This window comes from Bacillus sp. B19-2 (assembly GCF_022832475.1).
Classification (GTDB): domain Bacteria; phylum Bacillota; class Bacilli; order Bacillales; family Bacillaceae; genus Bacillus; species Bacillus paralicheniformis.
In genome coordinates, this window is the sequence record NZ_JALHKQ010000003.1 from 539,414 (window position 1) to 552,896 (window position 13,483).

The 13,483-nt window shown below is 47.2% G+C and carries 16 protein-coding genes; all 16 read left to right on the forward strand.

The annotated features are described in order from the left end of the window. The first annotated feature begins 3 nt into the window (after positions 1–3). The 16 genes from spoIIIAC (at position 4) to MST20_RS15250 (ending at position 13,352) form a co-directional block, all read left to right on the forward strand. Positions 4–210, forward strand: coding sequence for a stage III sporulation protein AC (spoIIIAC, locus tag MST20_RS15175; RefSeq protein ID WP_003183409.1), 207 nt, complete (start codon positions 4–6; stop codon positions 208–210). A 12-nt stretch (positions 211–222) separates the two neighbouring features. Continuing rightward, a complete protein-coding gene (gene spoIIIAD, locus MST20_RS15180) occupies positions 223–618 on the forward strand; it encodes a stage III sporulation protein AD (protein WP_256164082.1) in 396 nt (131 codons plus the stop codon). Positions 619–640: 22 nt separating this feature from the next. After that, positions 641–1,846: a stage III sporulation protein AE gene (gene spoIIIAE, locus MST20_RS15185; RefSeq protein WP_243943173.1), complete on the forward strand. Its 1,206-nt coding sequence runs from the start codon at positions 641–643 to the stop codon at positions 1,844–1,846. Between the two features lie 11 nt (positions 1,847–1,857). Further along, a complete protein-coding gene (gene spoIIIAF / locus MST20_RS15190; protein WP_243943176.1) occupies positions 1,858–2,487 on the forward strand; it encodes a stage III sporulation protein AF in 630 nt (209 codons plus the stop codon). Continuing rightward, on the forward strand, positions 2,480–3,175 hold the full coding sequence (spoIIIAG, locus tag MST20_RS15195) for a stage III sporulation protein AG (protein WP_243943178.1): 696 nt from the start codon (positions 2,480–2,482) through the stop codon (positions 3,173–3,175). The genes spoIIIAF and spoIIIAG overlap by 8 nt, the downstream gene beginning before the upstream one ends. Continuing rightward, on the forward strand, positions 3,176–3,814 hold the full coding sequence (locus MST20_RS15200) for a SpoIIIAH-like family protein (RefSeq protein ID WP_075752403.1): 639 nt from the start codon (positions 3,176–3,178) through the stop codon (positions 3,812–3,814). A gap of 173 nt (positions 3,815–3,987) precedes the next feature. Continuing rightward, the gene (gene accB, locus MST20_RS15205) at positions 3,988–4,467 is read left to right on the forward strand and encodes an acetyl-CoA carboxylase biotin carboxyl carrier protein (RefSeq protein WP_075752405.1); all 480 of its coding nucleotides are present in this window, start codon (positions 3,988–3,990) and stop codon (positions 4,465–4,467) included. A gap of 11 nt (positions 4,468–4,478) precedes the next feature. Beyond that, complete coding sequence (accC, locus tag MST20_RS15210) at positions 4,479–5,831, forward strand: acetyl-CoA carboxylase biotin carboxylase subunit (RefSeq protein WP_243943179.1); 1,353 nt, start codon at positions 4,479–4,481, stop codon at positions 5,829–5,831. A gap of 47 nt (positions 5,832–5,878) precedes the next feature. Further along, the gene (locus tag MST20_RS15215) at positions 5,879–6,262 is read left to right on the forward strand and encodes an Asp23/Gls24 family envelope stress response protein (protein ID WP_031304734.1); all 384 of its coding nucleotides are present in this window, start codon (positions 5,879–5,881) and stop codon (positions 6,260–6,262) included. A gap of 292 nt (positions 6,263–6,554) precedes the next feature. Continuing rightward, positions 6,555–6,944: a transcription antitermination factor NusB gene (gene nusB / locus MST20_RS15220; RefSeq protein ID WP_165427536.1), complete on the forward strand. Its 390-nt coding sequence runs from the start codon at positions 6,555–6,557 to the stop codon at positions 6,942–6,944. A gap of 16 nt (positions 6,945–6,960) precedes the next feature. Then, positions 6,961–7,809 (forward strand): bifunctional methylenetetrahydrofolate dehydrogenase/methenyltetrahydrofolate cyclohydrolase FolD, encoded by an 849-nt coding sequence (gene folD / locus MST20_RS15225; protein ID WP_243943181.1) that lies wholly within the window; start codon positions 6,961–6,963, stop codon positions 7,807–7,809. A gap of 82 nt (positions 7,810–7,891) precedes the next feature. Further along, entirely contained in the window at positions 7,892–9,241 is a 1,350-nt protein-coding gene (gene xseA, locus MST20_RS15230) for an exodeoxyribonuclease VII large subunit (protein ID WP_243943183.1), read from the forward strand. Next, entirely contained in the window at positions 9,234–9,494 is a 261-nt protein-coding gene (locus MST20_RS15235; protein WP_043927838.1) for an exodeoxyribonuclease VII small subunit, read from the forward strand. The genes xseA and MST20_RS15235 overlap by 8 nt, the downstream gene beginning before the upstream one ends. Further along, positions 9,484–10,374, forward strand: coding sequence for a polyprenyl synthetase family protein (locus tag MST20_RS15240; protein WP_243943186.1), 891 nt, complete (start codon positions 9,484–9,486; stop codon positions 10,372–10,374). The genes MST20_RS15235 and MST20_RS15240 overlap by 11 nt, the downstream gene beginning before the upstream one ends. Positions 10,375–10,608: 234 nt before the next feature. Further along, complete coding sequence (dxs, locus tag MST20_RS15245; RefSeq protein ID WP_243943188.1) at positions 10,609–12,510, forward strand: 1-deoxy-D-xylulose-5-phosphate synthase; 1,902 nt, start codon at positions 10,609–10,611, stop codon at positions 12,508–12,510. After that, positions 12,507–13,352, forward strand: coding sequence for a TlyA family RNA methyltransferase (locus MST20_RS15250; protein ID WP_243943190.1), 846 nt, complete (start codon positions 12,507–12,509; stop codon positions 13,350–13,352). The genes dxs and MST20_RS15250 overlap by 4 nt, the downstream gene beginning before the upstream one ends. The last annotated feature ends 131 nt before the right edge of the window (positions 13,353–13,483 follow it).

The window sequence follows — 13,483 nt, forward strand, 5'->3', positions numbered from 1 at the left end:
GAAATGGGAGTAGACGTAAATATTATTTTTCAAATTGCCGGCGTCGGGATCGTCGTCGCTTTTCTTCACACCATACTGGATCAAATGGGGAAGAAGGAATATGCCCAATGGGTCACGCTTTTAGGATTTATTTATATATTGTTCATGGTGGCTACTGTTGTCGATGATCTGTTCCAAAAGATAAAAGCTGTCTTTCTATTTCAAGGATAGGGGGGCTCACTCATTGAAATCGTTCAAATCGTAGGATTGGGAATGATCGCCACCTTCCTCAGCTTGATTGTGAAAGAGCAAAAACCGACGTTTGCTTTTATGATTGTCGTTTTTGCCGGATGCACGATTTTTTTATTCTTAGTCGATCAAGTCTACGAAATCATTCGGATGATTGAAAAAATAGCTGCCAATGCCAACATCAACATGATGTATGTCGAAACGATTTTGAAAATTATCGGGATTGCTTATATAGCGGAGTTTGGCGCCCAGTTGACGAAGGATGCCGGACAGGGTGCGATTGCTTCAAAAATCGAACTGGCAGGCAAAATCCTCATCTTAGTCATGGCCGTGCCTATTTTAACCGTCATTATCGAAACGATCATCGGACTCATCCCTTCCATGTCTTAGTCAAAAAGGAGGATTTCCCTGAGTGAAGCGTTTTCTGTTCTGGCTCTTGATCATCGGAATCGTATGCTTTGGAGCGCGTGATGTACAAGCTTCGCCAAAAGAAGCGGAGCCGGCTGGGGAACCCGCCGCGGAAGAATCGGCTGAAGCGATGGCCAGAAAGCAGGCTGAAGGTTTGGAGCTCGACCGGGTCGGGGAGTTCTGGAACAACATTTTGACTGAGTATGGGGGACACCTTCCCGAAAGTCAAAAAGGAAGCCTGCTTGAATTTGTCAAAGGTGAAAAGCACTTTTCGCCTGAGGAATGGGGCAAAGCGCTGTTTTCTTACTTGTTTCATGAAGTGCTGGCTAACGGGAAACTGCTCGGGACGCTGATCCTGTTGACCATCTTCTGCGTGCTGCTTCAGCTTTTGCAAAACGCCTTTCAGCAAAGCACCGTCAGCAAAGTGGCGTATGCAATTGTCTATATGGTGCTGATCATTCTTGCGCTCAACAGCTTTCGGGTTGCCGTCACATATGCGAATGAAGCGATCCAGACGATGACAAGTTTTATCTTGTCGCTCGTACCTCTGCTTCTAGCGCTGATGGCGACTTCGGGAGGAGCCGCCTCAGCCGCATTTTTTCATCCGGTCATTCTCTTTCTCATGAACACGAGCGGCTTGTTTATCCAATATATCGTGCTGCCGCTTTTGTTTTTATCAGCGATTTTAAGCATTGTCAGCACGATGACGGACCAGTATAAAGTCACACAGCTGGCCCAGCTCCTCAGAAATGCGGCGATCGGCACGCTGGCTGCATTTTTAACCGTGTTCCTCGGTGTCATCTCGGTTCAGGGCGCCTCAGCCGCAGTGACGGACGGCATTACTTTGCGGACGGCCAAATTCATCACCGGAAACTTCATCCCCGTATTGGGCCGCATGTTTACCGAAGCGACGGACACGGTGATCAGCGCGTCTCTCCTGCTGAAAAACACCGTCGGGATACTCGGCGTGGCGATCTTGATTTGCATCGCAGCCTTTCCCGCGATCAAAATCCTCTCCCTCGCGCTCATATATAAAATTGCCGCAGCCGTTCTCCAGCCTCTCGGAGGCGGTCCGGTGATCAGCTGCCTGGACGTCATCAGCAAAAGCGTCATCTATATTTTCGCGGCCATGGCCATCGTTTCGCTGATGTTTTTTTTAAGCTTAACCGTGATCATTACAGCGGGGAATCTGACGATGATGATGAAGTAGGGAGGGATGAGATGGAATTTCTGACAGAGTGGCTCACGAACATTATTCTATTTATTCTGATGGCGATCGTCATCGATATGCTTCTGCCGAATTCGAGCATGCAAAAATACGCGAAAATGGTGATCAGCCTGCTCTTGATCGTTGTGATACTGAATCCGATTTTCTCTTTATTCAGGACCGATCCGGATGTCATCTTTGAGAGGCTTACAAAAAACGGACAAGTTCAGTCAAACGAAATAAAAAATCAGCTGAATTCAGAAAAAAAAGAAATACAAGCCTCACAACAAGCATATATCTTAGAACAGATGGCTGTTCAATTGAAAAAGAGCGCAGAGGGAAGGTTTACAAGCGACAAATACAAGATTGACCGAGTCACGGTCTCTTCTGACAGCCAGCTGGAAACAGAGAAAGACCTCAGTAAGCATGCGGAAGTCTCGGTATTCATGGAACCGGCATCCGAAAAAACGGTCCAAGCCGTCGCTCCTGTCGAAATCAATACGGATCGCGGCTACCAGCCACTGCGAGAAAGAGAAAAGAAAGAGACGGGGGAAGTCAGAGAACAGCTTGCAGGCATATGGGAAATAAGCCCCGACAAGATTACAGTTCATATTGAAGGGGGAGAACGAAGCGGCAATGAATAAAAGAACCTGGATCGAAAAGCTCATCAGCCACCTGCTGCCAAAAGACGAGAAAAACGGGAAAAAGCTGACGAAATATCACTACTTTCTGCTGCTTTTTGTTCTCGGCGTTTCCTTCATGCTCGTCAGTCAAATCTTCTCTCCCGAACCTTCTCCAGATCGAGCGGCAGATCAGCCGGCGGCTTCACAAAAAGTTTCGTCTGAAAGCGCCGGACAGAGCGGTGAGGGTGAAAAAGAAGTGTTCAAACCCGCTTCAGATGACAAACCGAAGGACTCGATCCAAGATTACGAACAGGAATATGAGAATCAGCTCAAAGACATATTGGAAACGATCATCGGCGTTGAAGACGTATCAATCGTCGTCAATGTTGACGCAACCTCATTGAAAATATTCGAGAAAAATAGAAAAACCCAGGAGACTTCAACGAATGAGACAGATAAACAGGGAGGCAAGCGAACGGTGTCTGAAATGTCTTCCGACGAAGAAATTGTCATCATCAAAAACGGAGATAAAGAGACGCCTGTCGTCGTTCAGACGAAAAAGCCCGATATCAGGGGTGTTCTCGTTGTCGCTCAAGGAGTCGACAACGTTCAAATAAAAAAGACCATCATTGAAGCAGTGACAAGGGTTCTTGATGTTCCGAGCCACCGCGTCGCTGTTGCCCCTAAAAAAATGAAGGAGGATTCATAAATGATGCTGAAAAAACAAACGGTTTGGCTTTTAACCATGTTAAGTCTCGTCGTTGTGCTGAGTGTCTACTACATTATGTCGCCTGAAGGAGAAAATGTCGTCACGGTGGATGACAAAGAACAAGTCGCCGCTGAAAAAGAAAAACCGATGAAAGAAGAGCCTGCTAAGGATGGCAAAGAAGATACAGCGCCTGCTAAAGACAAAACTGAAGGGAAAGACGCAAAAGATAAAGAAACGTCTGCGAGTGAACAGAACGGAGAAGTCGTAACAAAAGAATCATCCGGTGATGAAGATTTATTCACGACATACCGCATGGAAATGGACGATCAGCGCAGCAGGGAGAGGGAGGAATTAACCGAAATCGTCAGAAGCGATAAAGCGACGGCAAAAGAAAAAAGCGAAGCTTACGACAAGATGACAGAGCTCAGCGAAGCTGAAGGAACGGAAAAGACGCTTGAAACCCTGATCAAAACAAAAGGCTATAAAGACGCCTTGGTCAATGCAGACGGCGATAAAGTCAATATTACGGTGAAGGCGAAGGAGCACTCGAAGGCCGCTGCCACCGATATCATCGACATCGTCGCAAAAGAAGTGAAAAACTTAAACGATGTGGCTGTGACGTTCGAGCCAGCAGATTAAACATGTCCCGCTTGCAAAAAGCGGGATTTTTTTATGTCTGAGGCCCCTGTTGATGCAGGGCGCTCATGATTGTAGTTGAATTCGGCATTCCTCTCCTGTAAGATGAATATAGTATGTACTTTTAGTACTAACTGATAAATGCGTAAAATCTTTTTCATTAGGAGTGCGATAGCATGTTAAACATTGATGAAATCAGACAGTTGATAAAATTAATTGATGAATCTTCGATAAATGAATTTACATACGAAAACGAAGGATCGAAGGTTGAACTGAAAAAACAAAGCGGAACCGTGCAAACCATCCAGCAAGTGGCCGCAGCGCCTGTTCAAACACCGGCTCCGGAAGCGCCGGCGAAGCAAGCGCCAGTTCAGGATGCGCCTGCAGCAGAAGAAGCCGCAAAAGATGGCGGAAACCTCCACAAAATCACCTCTCCGATGGTCGGAACGTTTTATGCGTCTTCTTCGCCTGAAGCCGACCCTTACGTAACAGTCGGTTCGAAGGTAACAGAATCCTCTGTCGTCTGCATTGTGGAAGCGATGAAGCTCTTTAATGAGATCGAAGCCGAAGTGAAAGGCGAGATCGTTGAAGTATTGGTTGAAAACGGCCAGCTGGTTGAATACGGACAACCTTTATTTTTAGTAAAAGCAGAGTAAGGAGCAATAAGATGATCAAAAAGCTATTAATTGCGAACAGGGGAGAAATTGCTGTCAGAATTATCAGAGCTTGTAAAGAACTGGGGATCGATACGGTAGCCGTCTTTTCCGAGGCCGACAGAGAGGCGCTCCATGTTCAGATGGCTGATGAAGCGTTTTGCATCGGACCTAAGCTTTCAAAAGACAGCTACTTGAATATCACGAACATCGTCAGCGTCGCCAAAATGACCGGCGCTGATGCGATTCACCCGGGCTACGGCTTCCTGGCGGAAAACGCCGATTTTGCCGAGCTTTGCGAAGAGGTAAACGTAACCTTCGTCGGCCCGACAGCAGACGCGATCTCTAAGATGGGGACAAAGGATGTTGCCAGGGAAACGATGCAGCAGGCTGGCGTTCCGATCGTACCGGGTTCCAAAGGAATTATTGAAGATATTGAAGGTGCGGTTTCATTGGCGCGCGATATAGGGTATCCTGTCATTATAAAGGCAACTGCCGGGGGCGGCGGAAAAGGAATCAGGGTCGCTCGTACGGAAGAAGAACTGATCAACGGCATTAAAATCACTCAGCAGGAAGCGGCCACCGCTTTTGGCAACCCGGGTGTGTACATTGAAAAGTACATTGAAGACTTCAGACACGTCGAGATCCAAGTGCTTGCGGACACACACGGAAATACGATTCACTTGGGTGAACGCGACTGCTCAATCCAAAGAAGGCTCCAAAAGCTGCTTGAAGAAACCCCTTCACCTGCGCTTGATGAAGGAATCAGGGAGCAAATGGGTCAGGCGGCCGTCAAAGCGGCTGAAGCCGTGAAGTACACGGGCGCGGGAACAGTTGAATTTATCTACGATTACCGCGAGCAGAAGTTCTACTTTATGGAAATGAACACGCGCATTCAGGTTGAGCATCCGGTGACAGAGATGGTGACGGGCGTTGATTTGATTAAAGAGCAGATCAGAGTGGCGTCAGGCGAAAAATTAACCCTCACCCAAGATGAAGTCACTTTTAACGGTTGGGCCATCGAATGCCGGATTAATGCGGAAAACCCTGAGAAAAACTTCATGCCTTCTCCGGGAAAAATCGAGATGTATCTGCCTCCGGGCGGGCTCGGCGTCAGAGTGGACTCTGCGGCTTATCCGGGATACTCGATTCCCCCTTATTACGACAGCATGATTGCAAAAGTCATCACATACGGGAAGACGAGGGAAGAAGCTGTATCAAGAATGAAAAGAGCGTTGAGCGAATTCGTCATCGAAGGCGTTCATACGACGATACCGTTCCATCTGAAACTGCTCGAGCACGAAACATTCGTAAGCGGAGAATTTAATACGAAGTTTTTAGAAATATATGATGTAATGGGGTCGTAATTTTAACGGAGGTGAACATATTGAAAGACGACAACAGCTTATTGGAAATGAGCCATGAAGACAATCATTTAGGAAAAGTGGAAATCGCTCCGGAAGTCATCGAAGTCATTGCCGGAATCGCAGCTTCCGAAGTTGAAGGCGTAGCTGAAATGCGCGGCAATTTTGCGACAGGTGTCGTGGAACGGTTTGGAAAAAAGAATCACGGCAAAGGCGTCAAAGTTGATTTGTCAGATGACGGAATTATCATTGATGTTTATTGCGTGATGATGTTTGGCGTTTCGATTCCTAAAGTTGCAAATGCCGTTCAGGATAATATCCGCCAGACGCTTCTCAATATGACAGCTCTTTCGATTAATGAAATCAATATTCACATCGTTGGCATTCAATTCGATTCAAAAACGCACGAGGTGGAAGTCGATCAAGAGATGTAGTGCGGTGAAGTGGAAGAACCAAGGGGAATGACGGCCCTTTGGTTTTTTCATGTTCCGTTTTAAAAAATGACGTTTCAAAGCATCTTTCCGCTGTTATCGACCAAAAATAAGAGGAACCGGAAAGTTTGCAAAGAAGTTCGAAAAACGAATGATAATAAATGATTGTTTCTTATTATTCGGTTATTGACGATAAAACCGCGATTTTTGCATGCGGAAAGACTAAAAATATGATATGATCTCTTTGTGGCTTAAACGGCAAGCAGCAAAGAGGGTTAAAGGAGAAAAAGAAAGAATGAAAAGAAGAACAGCAAGAGAAAAGGCTTTGCAGTCACTATTCCAGATTGATGTCAGTGATACAGATCCGAATGAAGCGATGCAGCACGCCTTGGATGGGCAGGAAAGCGACGCTTTTTTCGAGCAGCTTGTTTACGGGGTCTTAGAGAACAAAGAGAAAATCGATGAGATGATCAAACGGCATCTCGTCAATTGGAAGCTTGACAGGCTGGCGAATGTCGACCGTGCGATTTTGCGTTTGTCCGCCTACGAAATGATCTTTTTAGAAGACATACCTGTCAACGTCTCTATGAATGAAGCGATTGAACTGGCGAAGCAATTTGGAGATGACAAGTCGGCGAAGTTTGTAAACGGTGTTCTTTCTAACATTAAATCCGATCTTGAATAATCTAGGAGGAGAGCAAATGACAGCAATCATCATCGACGGGAAAGAAACAGCAAAGGAAAAGCGCGGGCAGCTGGCCAAGGAAGTTGAAGAACTGAAAAAACAAGGAGTGACCCCGGGACTGGCCGTTATTTTAATTGGTGATGATCCGGCGTCTCTTTCATATGTACGGGGAAAGAAAAAAGCAGCTGAAGCCATGGGGATTCGTTTTCAGCTGGATCATTTCGATGCAAGCTTCTCCGAACAGGAGCTTCTTGAAGTGATTGACCAGTACAACCAAAATAACGACTTTCACGGAATTCTTGTCCAGCTGCCTCTTCCGGATCATATTTCCGAACAAGCGGTGATTGAAAGAATATCCCCTGACAAAGATGTTGACGGTTTTCATCCATTAAACGTAGGAAAGATGCTGCTCGGCGAAGATACATTTCTGCCTTGCACGCCTGCGGGCATCGTGGAGCTTTTAAAGAAAACCGAGATTGATCTGTCGGGAAAAGAGGTTGTTGTCGTCGGGCGAAGCAATATCGTCGGAAAGCCGGTAGGGCAGCTGCTCTTGAACGAAAACGCAACCGTTACGTACTGCCATTCAAGAACGGCCGACATTACGGCTCACACAAAAAAAGCCGACATTCTGATTGTCGCTGTCGGTAAGGCGAATTTCATCAAAGCGGATCAAATGAAAGAGGGAGCCGTTGTCATTGATGTCGGCGTTAACCGCCTTGACAACGGAAAGCTCGTCGGTGATGTCGATTTTGAAGAAGCGAAGGAAAAGGCTTCCTATATTACACCCGTACCGGGCGGTGTCGGTCCGATGACGATTACAATGCTGGCCCATAACACGGTTAAATCAGCGAAGCGTACAATTTAACTTTAATGTGCAGCCGTTCATCCGCCTGGTCTCGCGCCGGCGGATGAACGTGCTTGTGCCTTCTTAGAAAGGAGACTGTGCCATGAGTGAAATTTCATTTGTCACGGTCACGGCTTTGACAAAATATATTAAGCGCAAATTTGACGTGGACCCCCATCTTGAAGATATTTGGATCAAGGGCGAGCTGTCAAATGTTAAAATACATAGCAGAGGCCATATTTATTTTACACTGAAAGATGATAACGCCCGCATTCAATCCGTCATGTTCGCCAGACAAAACAGAAATCTCGCCTTTACCCCTGAAAACGGGATGAAAGTATTGGTGAGAGGCGGCATTTCGGTATATGAACCGAGCGGCAACTATCAGCTCTATGCAAAAGAAATACAGCCTGACGGCATAGGTGCGCTTCATCTCGCGTATGAGGAACTTAAGAAAAAGCTATCGCAAGAAGGCTTGTTTGATGAAAAACATAAGAAACCCATCCCCGCGTTCCCATCCGTCGTCGGTGTTGTCACGTCTCCAACCGGAGCGGCTGTACGCGATGTGATCACCACCATTAAAAGAAGATACCCCCTTGTAAAAGTGATCGTCTTTCCAACGCTCGTTCAAGGAGTAAACGCGGGCGAGTCCATCGTCAGCAGCATTAAAGAGGCTAACCGCAGAGAGTTATGCGATGTATTAATCGTCGGACGCGGAGGAGGATCGATCGAAGAGCTGTGGGCATTTAATGAAGAGGCTGTCGCCAGGGCCATTTTTTCTTCCGGCATTCCGATCATTTCCGCCGTCGGGCATGAAACGGATTTTACAATCAGCGATTTTGTCGCGGATTTGCGCGCGGCGACCCCGACAGGAGCGGCCGAACTGGCCGTCCCTAATATGCTTGATTTGCGGGAGCGTCTGAAAACGCTCGAAGCGAGAATTGCAAAAGCGATGCAGCAGGATTTAAGAAAGCGGCAGGAGCGGGTGAAAACCCTTCAGTCCTCTTATGCCTTCCGCTACCCGAAACGGCTGTATGCCCAAAAGGAACAGGAATTCGACCTGATATTCGACCGTTTCCAAAAACAGCTGGCGATGACCGTTGAACGCAAAAAACAAAAACTGAACGAACAGACATACAAGCTGGAGATGCTTCATCCCGAGGAGCAGCTTAAACAAGCAAGAAAGAGGCATGAAGAGCAAACAGTCCGGCTGAAGCGGAATATGGATGTGCAGCTGAAGCAGATTCACTCGCAGTTTCAAACGGTTCTTGGTAAACTGAATGCATTAAGCCCTCTCCAAGTGATGGAAAGAGGGTACAGTTTGACATATAAAGAAAACGAATTGATTAAAAGTATTGAACAGGTTGATGAAAAAGACGAGATCCGCGTCACATTAAACGACGGGACATTGACCTGTGAGGTACTGCAAAAGAGAGGCGAAACAAATGGCTGAAGAAAACAAAACAAACCGGGAGAACCTGACATTTGAAGAGGCAATGAAAGGTCTGGAACAGATCGTATCAAAGCTTGAAGAAGGGGATGTGCCTTTGGAAAAGGCGATCGATTATTTCCAGGAAGGGATGGCGCTTTCGAAAATGTGCCACGAAAAACTGCAAAATGTCGAAAAGCAAATGGACTACATTTTGCGGGAAAATGGGGAATTAGCTCCTTTCAGTGTTCGGGAGGAGGAAAAAGGTGACCGGTAAACTTGACGGATTTTTAAATTCGAGAAAAACAGTAATCGAAGAACGCCTTCCGATGTATATTAAAGACCTGCGAGCACCGTCCATTCTCAAGGAATCGATGCTGTACTCATTGGAAGCCGGAGGGAAACGGCTGAGACCGATTTTGGTTCTTGCGCTTCTTCATGCGTACGGAAAAGACGAAGAAGCCGGAATTCCGGTCGGGTGCGCGGTTGAAATGATCCATACGTATTCATTAATCCATGACGATCTCCCTTGTATGGATGACGATGACCTCAGAAGGGGAAAGCCGACAAACCACAAAATTTACGGGGAGGCGACGGCCATTCTCGCCGGAGACGCCTTATTAACCGAAAGCTTCAAAATGATCACTTCCAATATGCCTTCTGATGTATCCGCTGAAAAACGCATCAGACTGGTGAATGAGCTGATATCGGCAGCGGGGGCTGAAGGCATGGTCGGCGGTCAGATTTTAGATATGGAAGCGGAATCAAAGTCTGTCTCTCTTGATGAACTGCAGCGGATTCACGAAGGAAAAACGGCTAAACTCCTCAGCTTCAGCGTCATCGCGGGGGCGATTCTAGCAGATGCATCTGAAAAGGAGATCGAAAAGCTCCGCGAATTTAGCCATCATATCGGCATCGGCTTCCAGATCAGAGATGACATTCTCGACCTTGAAGGCTCAGAGGATAAAATCGGCAAACGGATCGGATCTGACGAGACAAACGGAAAATCGACCTATCCGTCGCTCCTTTCGCTTGAGGGCGCCAGCCAAAAGCTTGATGAACATATTGAAAAAGCAAAACGGCTGATTTCAGAGCTTCCGCTTGAAAAAGAGCTTATGTACGAGTTCTGCGATATGATTGCCGCAAGGGATCATTGATTTACAGGGCTTCCATTTGAGCATCAAAGGCTTATTATGATAAAATGTAAAGAGTTGAACTCTAAAACGCCGCGCCGTTATCACGTTGTGTTAGCGGCTGTTTTTTCAAACGAAGCGTCCGCATATGCAAGTTTGCGCATGGGGATGAATTCGTCATATAATAATTCAAGCTGAAACTTAAAATGAAGCAAGGCGCATACTTGCAGAAATCATGCTGAAAGTGAGTTGATCCGATTGGATCTGTTATCGATAAAGGACCCTGCATTTTTGAAGAACCTTTCAAATCAAGAACTGGAAGATTTAAGCGCTGAAATTCGCCGTTTTTTAATTGAAACGCTTTCTGAATCCGGAGGGCACATTGGTCCGAATCTCGGCGTTGTCGAGCTTACCATTGCATTGCATAAAGAATTTAACAGCCCGAAAGATAAGTTTTTGTGGGATGTGGGGCATCAATCGTATGTCCATAAACTGTTGACCGGCCGCGGAAAGGACTTCGCCACGCTGCGTCAGCATAAAGGACTGTGCGGTTTTCCAAAGCGGAATGAAAGCGAACATGATGTCTGGGAAACGGGCCACAGTTCGACTTCTCTCTCCGGTGCGATGGGGATGGCAGCTGCGAGAGACTTGAAAGGGACAAACGAATATATCATCCCGATCATCGGAGATGGTGCACTGACCGGCGGCATGGCTCTTGAAGCGCTTAACCATATCGGCCATGAGCAAAAAGACATGATTGTCATTTTGAATGACAACGAAATGAGCATCGCTCCAAACGTCGGAGCGATTCATTCCATGCTCGGAAGGCTGCGCACAGCCGGAAAATACCAATGGGTCAAAGATGAGCTTGAGTATTTGTTCAAGCGGATTCCTGCTGTTGGCGGGAAGCTTGCCGCTACAGCCGAGCGGATCAAAGACAGCCTTAAATACCTGCTGGTATCCGGGATGTTCTTTGAAGAGCTCGGATTTACGTATTTAGGGCCTGTAGACGGTCATTCCTATGATGAACTCTTTGAAAATTTGCAGTATGCGAAAAAGACGAAAGGCCCGGTACTCCTCCACGTGATTACGAAAAAAGGAAAAGGCTATAAGCCTGCGGAAACCGATAAAACCGGCACATGGCACGGAACCGGCCCATATAAAATCGATACCGGTGATTTTGTTAAGCCGAAAGCCGCTGCGCCATCATGGAGCGCGCTCGTAAGCGAAACGGTCAGGAAGCTTGCCCGCGAGGATGAACGGATTGTGGCTATTACTCCGGCCATGCCTGTCGGTTCAAAACTTGAAGGGTTTGCGAGCGAGTTTCCGGAGCGCATGTTTGATGTCGGCATTGCGGAACAGCATGCGGCAACGATGGCGGCTGGTCTCGCGACTCAGGATATGAAGCCGTTTCTGGCGATTTATTCGACATTTCTTCAGCGCGCTTATGACCAGGTTGTCCATGATATTTGCCGGCAAAACTTAAATGTATTTATCGGCATTGACAGGGCGGGCCTTGTCGGCGCTGACGGGGAAACACATCAGGGCGTGTTTGACATTGCTTTTTTACGGCATATTCCGAATTTGGTTCTCATGATGCCGAAAGACGAAAACGAAGGCCAGCACATGGTCAACACGGCTGTCAAATACGACGACGGCCCGATTGCCATGCGCTATCCGCGCGGAAACGGACTCGGCGTCAAAATGGATAAAGAATTGAAAACGATCCCGATTGGAACGTGGGAAGTGTTGAAACCCGGGACAGACGCGGTCATTTTAACATTCGGCACCACCATTCCGATGGCGCTTGCTGCCGCGGAGGAGCTGCAGAAAGAAGGGCGTTCGGTCAGAGTGGTTAACGCCCGTTTTATCAAGCCGCTTGACGAAAACATGCTGATGGAAATCCTGAACGAAGGGCTTCCGATTTTAACGATCGAAGAGGCTGTGCTTCAAGGCGGATTCGGCAGCTCGATCCTTGAGTATGCCCATGAACATCAGTCTTACAGCCCGATCATTGACAGAATGGGGATACCTGATCAATTTATTGAACATGGCAGCGTCGCCAAGCTTCTGGAAGAGATCGGAATGACAAAAGAAGACGTCATCAGACGAATAAGACTCTTGACGCCCGTAAAGACTCATAAAGGAATTGGATCATGACAGGAAAAAAAGAACGGCTCGACGTTTTATTAGTAGAAAGAGGGTTAATGGAAACGCGGGAAAAAGCGAAAAGAGCCATCATGGCCGGCATCGTCTATACGAATGAAAACAGACTGGACAAGCCGGGTGAAAAGGTCGACCGCACGATTCCGCTGACCGTTAAAGGAAACCCGTTAAAATACGTCTCAAGAGGCGGATTAAAACTTGAAAAAGCATTAAAAGAGTTTCAGCTTTCCGTTCAAGGCAAGCTGATGATTGACATCGGCTCTTCCACCGGCGGCTTCACAGACTGCGCGCTGCAAAACGGTGCTCTCCGCTCATACGCCGTTGATGTCGGGTATAATCAGCTCGCCTGGAAGCTGAGACAGGATGAGCGGGTTGTTGTGATGGAACGCACTAATTTCCGGTATTGCACACCAGCCGATTTTACGGAAGGACTGCCGGAGTTCGCGACGATCGATGTCTCATTTATCTCACTGAGAATCATCCTGCCTGTGCTGAAAAACATTTTAGTGCCGGGAAGCGACTGTATCGCTCTCGTCAAACCGCAGTTTGAAGCAGGGCGGGAATCCGTCGGGAAAAAAGGGATCGTCCGCGATCCCCTCGTCCATCAAGCTGTGCTTGATGACATCAGCCGGTTTGCAGCTCGGGAAGGATACGACTGCCGAAACGCCTCGTTTTCGCCGATTACCGGCGGCGACGGCAACATCGAATTCCTTCTCCATTTGCATTGGGACGGAGAGGCGCAGCCCGGCACGCCGATAGCAGAAGAAACGATCAATCAAATTGTCGAAGAGGCTCACAAGACATTAAAAGCGAAAAAAACAGATCAGCGTGATTAAAAACCCTTGAGAGCCGTACGGCGAATGCGAGGGTGGCTGGCACGCAAAAAGGAATAATAGCGGGCTATTATTCCTTTTTTACTGCAAACATGTACTTTTCCGACAAAATCATTTAACATAAATGTATAAAC